The following is a 6,556-nucleotide window of genomic DNA, read 5'->3' on the forward strand; positions in this document are numbered from 1 at the left end:
GTGTGACGGTCGGCGAAGCGCGTCGGGTCCTGCCCCCCGAGCGCGGCCAGAGCGGCACGGGCGGCCCGGAGTGCCGCCTCCACGTCGTCCTCGCAGCCGACGAGCGGGGACACGCCGGCGTCGAGCAGTCGGTCCTGCAGATCCCGGAGGTCGTGCCGGCGCAGGGTCGCGTAGTCGACGAGGTTCAGGGCGCCCCCACGGTGGGTCGGGTCCACCCGCTCCATGTCCCGTGCCCGTCCGGCACGGCCGGGGCCGAGGTCTCCCAGGAGGGAATCGAGTTCGCGGGTCAGGTCGGAGTACACCCGCCCAGTCTCGCCGTCGGACGCCCGTCGGAACGCCCTGGAACCGAGGTGGAACGGCGAATTCACCTGCCGGACACCCCGTGGGGGTGACGGACCGGCTCTGAGACTGTAGGGTTCTGCTCAGTAGTTGAAAACGTACGTTGTATTTCTGTAGATCCACCGTTCTTGCGAGAGAACGATGCGGCACCGCAGGGAAACACACAGCACGCTCTCTGCTGCATCATCTGGTACTCCGACAAGCGGAGTGCCGACTCTCGAAAGGACGCCAATATGGCTACCGGCACCGTGAAGTGGTTCAACGCTGACAAGGGCTTCGGCTTCATCGCCCCCGACGACGGCTCCGCCGACGTCTTCGCGCACTTCTCCGCCATCCAGGGCTCGGGCTACCGCTCGCTCGAGGAGAACCAGCAGGTCTCCTTCGACGTCGCGCAGGGCGCCAAGGGCCTGCAGGCGGAGAACATCACCCCGATGTGATCTGACGTCAGAGAGATCTGACGCCGCATCGACGTGAAGGGCCCGGCCCGGGAGAGATCCCGGCCGGGCCCTTCCGCATGTCCCGAGCACACACCCGCTGACGGGACCGCCTCCCCACCACAGGGTGTGTCTGCCATCCGCCTCTGCTCCCCGTCATCCGCGCGCGCGGATGCCATCCGCCCCTGGCAATGAACAGCGGCCCGCCCCACGGCTCACGCCGGAGTTCATGCCCGGGAGCGGATCTCGCCGAGGCGATCATCCGCGGGAGCGCCTGCCGCAGCCGAGGGGGCGAGCGGGGACGGCAGGGGCAGGTGCGGGGCGGAAAGGGCCGAGAAGGCCGGCTCCCCGGGACCTCAGATCGGGCAGGCCACGCCGCTACGGACGTGGCAGTCGTAACCGCCGGGGTTCTTGACCAGGTACTGCTGGTGATAGTCCTCGGCGTAGGCGAACTCGCCGGACCGGACCTCTCCGAGCATCCCGAACTCGGTGGTCAGGGGCCCGCGGCCGGCCGCGTCCAGTTCCTTCTCATAGGCGGCCCCCAGTCGACGGGCCGTCTCCAGTTGCGCGGTCGTGGTGGCGAACACCGCGGACCTGTACTGCGTCCCCATGTCGTTGCCCTGCCTCATGCCCTGGGTCGGGTCGTGCCACTCGAAGAACGTGGCGAGCAGTCGCTCGACCGGCAACACCTCGGGGTCGAACACCACCAGGACGGCCTCGGTGTGGCCCGTCGCCCCCGTGCAGGTCTCCTCGTAGGTGGGATTGGGTGTCCACCCGCCCGCGTAGCCGACGGCCGTGGTCCACACCCCCTCGAGCTGCCAGAGGATCTTCTCCGCACCCCAGAAGCAGCCCATCCCCAGCGCCATCGTCTCGTACCCCTCGGGGAACGGCGGCACCATCGGGTTGCCGGTGACGATGTTGGTCGGCGCCACGGCGACCGGTTCGGATCTGCCCGGCAGAGCCGAGTCGGCGTCGATCACCTCGGTCGCCGTGCGCATCGTCGATTGTCTGATCGCGTCCTGTAGCCAGCCCATGGAGCCAGGGTAACCCCGCGGCGGCCGCATGATCCGGACGTGATGTGACGAACACCATAGTTCGCGATAGGGTGGGCCGCAGATCGACCAGTGGGGAGCTCGACGTGACCGCTTCAAAGCCCGCCGCACAGCAGCTGCACGACATTCTCGACCGCGGCTCGTCCCAGCCCTTCGAGGGGTCGGGGTGCAGTGAGCACGTCAGTCACCGGAACCTCGCCGTCAGCGTCCTCACCGCCGCCCTGCTGCTCCTCGCACTCATCGCGATCCTCGCCGTCTGATCGGCGGCCACCCCGTCACGCCAAGCCCTCGCGAGCGACCCTGACCAGTAGCGGAGCCCATGGCGCGCAACGGTCTTCCGGGAGTTGCGCGACGCCCCGGACCTCGGCGGACGTCAGCCAGCGGGCCTCGGCGATCTCCGCCCGGGGCTCCATGTCCTGTTCCGTCTCCGCGGCGAACACCTCGGAGACCAGCCTGAACCCGGGCTCGTTCGCCGTCGCGGTGTCGAACCGCCCGAGCGGGGTCAGGAGTTCCGGGGCGATCGTCAACCCCAGTTCCTCCCCGAGCTCGCGGACCGCGCAGGCCAGCGGGGACTCCCCCGGCTCCCACTTGCCTCCGGGGAGCATGAAGCGGTCCGTGCCCGTCTTGCGCACGGTCACCACGGCCCCGTCCGGCCGGGTCAGGACCACCGCGGAGACGGAGATGACGCGGACAGGGGTCGAACCGGAATGATCCACGCCTCCGATCATGGCAGGTCGGGCGGGTACCCACGGAGCCGCTGCGCCGGTGGCCGACACCGCCGGTGTGCGATCACTATGGTGGGAACCGGACGTCGTGACGGGCGCCATGGGCAGGTCCCACGCGCAGCCCGTCACCCAACTGAGAGGACTCACCACTATGGCCGAGTACGTTCTTCCCGACCTCGCCTACGACTACGGCGCGCTGGAGCCGCACATCTCCGCCGAGATCATGGAGCTCCACCACTCCAAGCACCACGCCACCTACGTCAAGGGCGCCAACGACGCGCTCGAGCAGCTCGCCGCCGCGCGCGAGGACGGCACCATCTCCACCAAGGCACCGCTGCTCAGCAAGAACCTGGCCTTCCACCTCGGTGGCCACACCAACCACTCGGTGTTCTGGCAGAACATGTCGCCCGACGGGGGCGACAAGCCCGAGGGCGAGCTGGCCTCCGCGATCGACGCCGAGTTCGGTTCGTTCGACAAGTTCCAGGCCCACTTCAACGCCGCCGCCACCACCCTGCAGGGGTCCGGCTGGGCGGTCCTGGGCTGGGACCACATCGGACAGCGCCTGATCATCCAGCAGCTGACCGACCAGCAGGGCAACATCTCGATCAACATGACCCCGCTGCTCATGCTGGACATGTGGGAGCACGCCTTCTACCTCCAGTACAAGAACGTCAAGCCGGACTACGTCAAGGCCTGGTGGAACGTCGTGAACTGGGCGGACGTCGCCGAGCGCTACGCCGCCGCCAAGAGCTGACCACCCCCATCCGACGAACGGGCCCCCGTGCAGCCGCGCGGGGGCCCGTCCTCGTTCACAGGGGTACCCGTCCTCGTCGCCCGGGTACCCGTCCTCGTCCACCCGGGGCCCTCCCCGGTCAAGCGTCCAGTTGGGTACTCTGACGTCCCATGAGGTGACCAAGGTCACCAGCCGCCCGAGCACCCTGGGAGCCCGATGCCGATGTCTCACCACGTCACCGACCGCCACGGAGCCGGTCATCGCGGCATCCGGCGCCGCACCGTCCTCGGTGGGGCCGCCGCCCTCGGCAGTGTGGTCGCACTGCACTCCGTCCTGCCCGCGGTCGCGCCCGCGCAGGCCACCCGGATGTACGTGGGGCGGGGCATCGGCGACATGACCGGGGAATCCCTCGGGGCCGGGATGAACGGGTATGCCGACACCGAGCAGCACTCCGTGGGTCTGCATCTGCGGCAGCGGGCCCGGGCGTTCGTCTTCGCCGACTCGCCGTCGTCACCCAGGTTCGTCCACCTGACCGCCGAGATCGGGCTGATCTTCCAGTCCATCCAACAGGAGGTCCTGCGACGCCTGTCCGCGGAGTTCGGCGACACCTATCACGAGGGGAACGTGGTCATCACGGCCACGCACACCCACGCCGCACCCGGCGGGACGTCCGGTCACCCGATGGTCGACCTGTCGATGCTCGGGTTCCGGCCCGTCACCTTCGACGCCAACTGCGCCGGGATCGTCGACGCCGTCAGAATGGCGCACCACGACCTCGCCCCGTCGAGCGTCGGGGTCACCACGGGCCACCTGTACGACGCGGGGGTCAACCGCTCCCGCGGCTCGTTCGACCGGGACACCGCCGACGAACGCGCGCACTTCCCCACCGGCATCGACCCCCGGTCACAGTCCCTGCAGATCACCAGGGGTGAACGGCTCGTCGGGGTGATCAACTGGTTCGCCTCGCACGCCACGTCCATGACCGCCGCCAACGCACTCTCCTCCTCGGACAACAAGGGGTACGCCGCCTGGTACTGGGAGCGCGAGGCCGCGGGCCAGGACTACCTGGCCGGCGGGACCCCGGCACTGGTGACCGCCTTCGCTCAGACCAACCCCGGTGACGTCAGCCCCAACCTCGACCTCGAACCCGGTCGGGGGCCGACGCCGGACGAGTGGCTCAACACCCGTATCAACGGCGAGCGTCAGTTCGCCGCCGCGCGCGACCAGGTGGGCCGGAACGTCCGCCCGCTCGGTGGCGGGATCGACGTCCGCCACCGCTGGGTCGACATGTCGGCGGTCGACGTGCGGCCGGAGTTCACCGGCGACGGCCGCACGCACCGGACCGCGGTGGCGGCCCTCGGTGCGGCGTTCGCCGCCGGCAGCCAGGAGGACGGCGGGGGCGCCGAGGAGCTGCCCTTCAACGAGGGTGACCGGGGCGGGAACCCGGAGGCCAGAGCCATCTCCGAGGTCGTGATCCCCGCCTGGCTACGAGAGGCGCACGGCGCCAAGGACGTGCTGCTTCCCGTCGGTCTTGTGCCGCACGCCATCCAACGTGTGTACCCGTTCCACCTCGTCCGGCTCGGCGGGCACTACCTGTTCAGCCTGGGTTTCGAGCCGACCGTCGTGGCGGGCCTGCGCCTGCGCCGCACCCTGGCGGCCGAACTCGCCGTCCCCGAGGACCACATCACCGTGCAGGGGTACTCCAACGCCTACGGGCACTACGTCACGACCCCGGAGGAGTACTCGGCCCAGAACTACGAGGGCGGAGCGACCGCGTTCGGCCCGTGGACGCTGCCCGCCATCCAACAGGTGGCCGCCGACCTGGCGCGCTCGATGCGGTCGGGATCCCCCCTGGACCCGGGCGCCTCCGAACGGGACCTCACCGGGCAGATCCCCGTCTCCCCCCTGGGCAACCCGCTCGTGGACACCCCGGCGCCGCTGCGGAACTTCGGTGACGTGCTGGACCCGCCCCTGCCCGGGTACCGGGTGGGGCAGCGGGTCGTGGTCCGGTTCTGCGGCACGAACCCCAACTCCGACCTGCGGCGGGGTGACACATACCTCGCCGTGGATCGCCGGGACGGCGGACGGTGGATCCGGGTCCACGACGACGGCGACTGGTCCACGATGATCGTGTTCGAGAGCCTGCTCACCGTGACCAACGCCCTCATCACCTGGGACATCCCTCCGGGGACACCGGCCGGCGAGTACCGCGTGGTGTACACCGCCTCCGGTCGGGGCATCGACGGCCGACTGTTCCCCGTGCGGGGGGAGAGCCCGGCCTTCGACGTGCGCTGAACACGGTTCTGGAACACTGGGCCGGTAAGTGCTTGCACCTCCTAGTGCTCGCCTCCTAGAGAGAAAGGACATCGCCCGTGGACATCAAGGGTGCTTCCGTCATCGTCACCGGTGCCGCCTCCGGCCTGGGCAACGCCACCGCGCGCTCGTTCGCAGAGAAGGGCGCGATCGTCTTCGGCCTCGACCTCCAGCAGTCCATCGACAAGGCCGTCGAGCAGGGCATCGACGAGGGGATCACCCTCCTCCCCGCCGATGTGACCAGCGAGGACGACGTCAAGGCCGCCATCGCCAAGGCCACCGAGGCCGCCCCGCTGCGCGTCGTGGTCAACTGCGCGGGCATCGCCCCGGCCGCCCGCATCGTCTCCAAGAAGGGCGTGCACGCCCTGGACCTGTTCCAGACCTGCATCTCGGTCAACCTGGTCGGCACGTTCAACGTGCTGCGGCTCGCCGCCGAGGCCATGTCCACCCAGGACACGGTCGACGAGGACGGCCAGCGCGGCGTCATCATCAACACCGCCTCCGTGGCCGCCTACGAGGGCCAGGTCGGCCAGATCGCCTACGCCGCGTCCAAGGGCGGCGTGTACTCGATGGGCATCTGCGCGGCTCGCGACCTCGCCCAGTTCGGTATCCGGGTCAACACCATCGCCCCGGGGACCATCGAGACGCCGATGCTGCGTGGCCTGACCGAGGAGTTCCAGAAGACCCTCGAGGCCTCCATCCCGTTCCCGTCCCGCCTCGGCCGCCCGTCGGACTACGCGCAGCTGGCAGGCGCGATCGTCGAGCAGGACTACCTCAACGGCGAGAGCTTCCGTATGGACGGCGCCCTCCGCATGGCGCCGCGCTGATCCGAGCAGATGCGCGGAAAGGCCCGCCCCCAGCGGGGGCGGGCCTTTCCCGTGTACAGCGACGCGAGGTGGACGCGCGAGGCTCAGCCGCGACCGTTCGGGGTGTCCGGGCCCGGCGCCTGCGGGGCGGGGG

At 69.9% G+C, this 6,556-nt stretch carries 7 protein-coding genes and 1 pseudogene; 5 read left to right on the forward strand and 3 right to left on the reverse strand.

Features of this window, described 5'->3' with window-relative positions:
* A pseudogene (locus G6020_RS15115) lies at positions 1-368 on the reverse strand (hypothetical protein); the annotation flags it as partial.
* A gap of 204 nt (positions 369-572) precedes the next feature.
* On the opposite strand from G6020_RS15115, the gene G6020_RS15120 reads away from it, so the two are divergent.
* Positions 573-776, forward strand: a complete 204-nt coding sequence (locus G6020_RS15120) for a cold-shock protein (protein ID WP_007629661.1) — start codon at positions 573-575, stop codon at positions 774-776.
* A gap of 353 nt (positions 777-1,129) precedes the next feature.
* On the opposite strand, the gene msrA is transcribed toward G6020_RS15120, so the two are convergent.
* Positions 1,130-1,807, reverse strand: coding sequence for a peptide-methionine (S)-S-oxide reductase MsrA (gene msrA, locus G6020_RS15125; RefSeq protein ID WP_179524213.1), 678 nt, complete (start codon positions 1,805-1,807; stop codon positions 1,130-1,132).
* A 104-nt stretch (positions 1,808-1,911) separates the two neighbouring features.
* Between msrA and G6020_RS15130 the strand changes: the two genes are divergently transcribed.
* Positions 1,912-2,085 (forward strand): hypothetical protein, encoded by a 174-nt coding sequence (locus G6020_RS15130; protein WP_182611188.1) that lies wholly within the window; start codon positions 1,912-1,914, stop codon positions 2,083-2,085.
* Positions 2,086-2,100: 15 nt separating this feature from the next.
* On the opposite strand, the gene G6020_RS15135 is transcribed toward G6020_RS15130, so the two are convergent.
* Entirely contained in the window at positions 2,101-2,541 is a 441-nt protein-coding gene (locus tag G6020_RS15135) for an NUDIX domain-containing protein (RefSeq protein ID WP_259848389.1), read from the reverse strand.
* Positions 2,542-2,701: 160 nt separating this feature from the next.
* Between G6020_RS15135 and G6020_RS15140 the strand changes: the two genes are divergently transcribed.
* The 3 genes from G6020_RS15140 (at position 2,702) to G6020_RS15150 (ending at position 6,423) form a co-directional block, all read left to right on the forward strand.
* Positions 2,702-3,304, forward strand: a complete 603-nt coding sequence (locus tag G6020_RS15140) for a superoxide dismutase (protein WP_031265000.1) — start codon at positions 2,702-2,704, stop codon at positions 3,302-3,304.
* A 195-nt stretch (positions 3,305-3,499) separates the two neighbouring features.
* A complete protein-coding gene (locus tag G6020_RS15145; RefSeq protein ID WP_182611190.1) occupies positions 3,500-5,578 on the forward strand; it encodes a neutral/alkaline non-lysosomal ceramidase N-terminal domain-containing protein in 2,079 nt (692 codons plus the stop codon).
* 77 nt (positions 5,579-5,655) lie between these two features.
* Positions 5,656-6,423, forward strand: coding sequence for an SDR family NAD(P)-dependent oxidoreductase (locus G6020_RS15150; RefSeq protein WP_179524210.1), 768 nt, complete (start codon positions 5,656-5,658; stop codon positions 6,421-6,423).
* Positions 6,424-6,556 lie beyond the last annotated feature (133 nt).

Origin of the sequence: Dietzia sp. B19, from assembly GCF_014145155.1 — a bacterium.
Taxonomy (GTDB): domain Bacteria; phylum Actinomycetota; class Actinomycetes; order Mycobacteriales; family Mycobacteriaceae; genus Dietzia; species Dietzia natronolimnaea.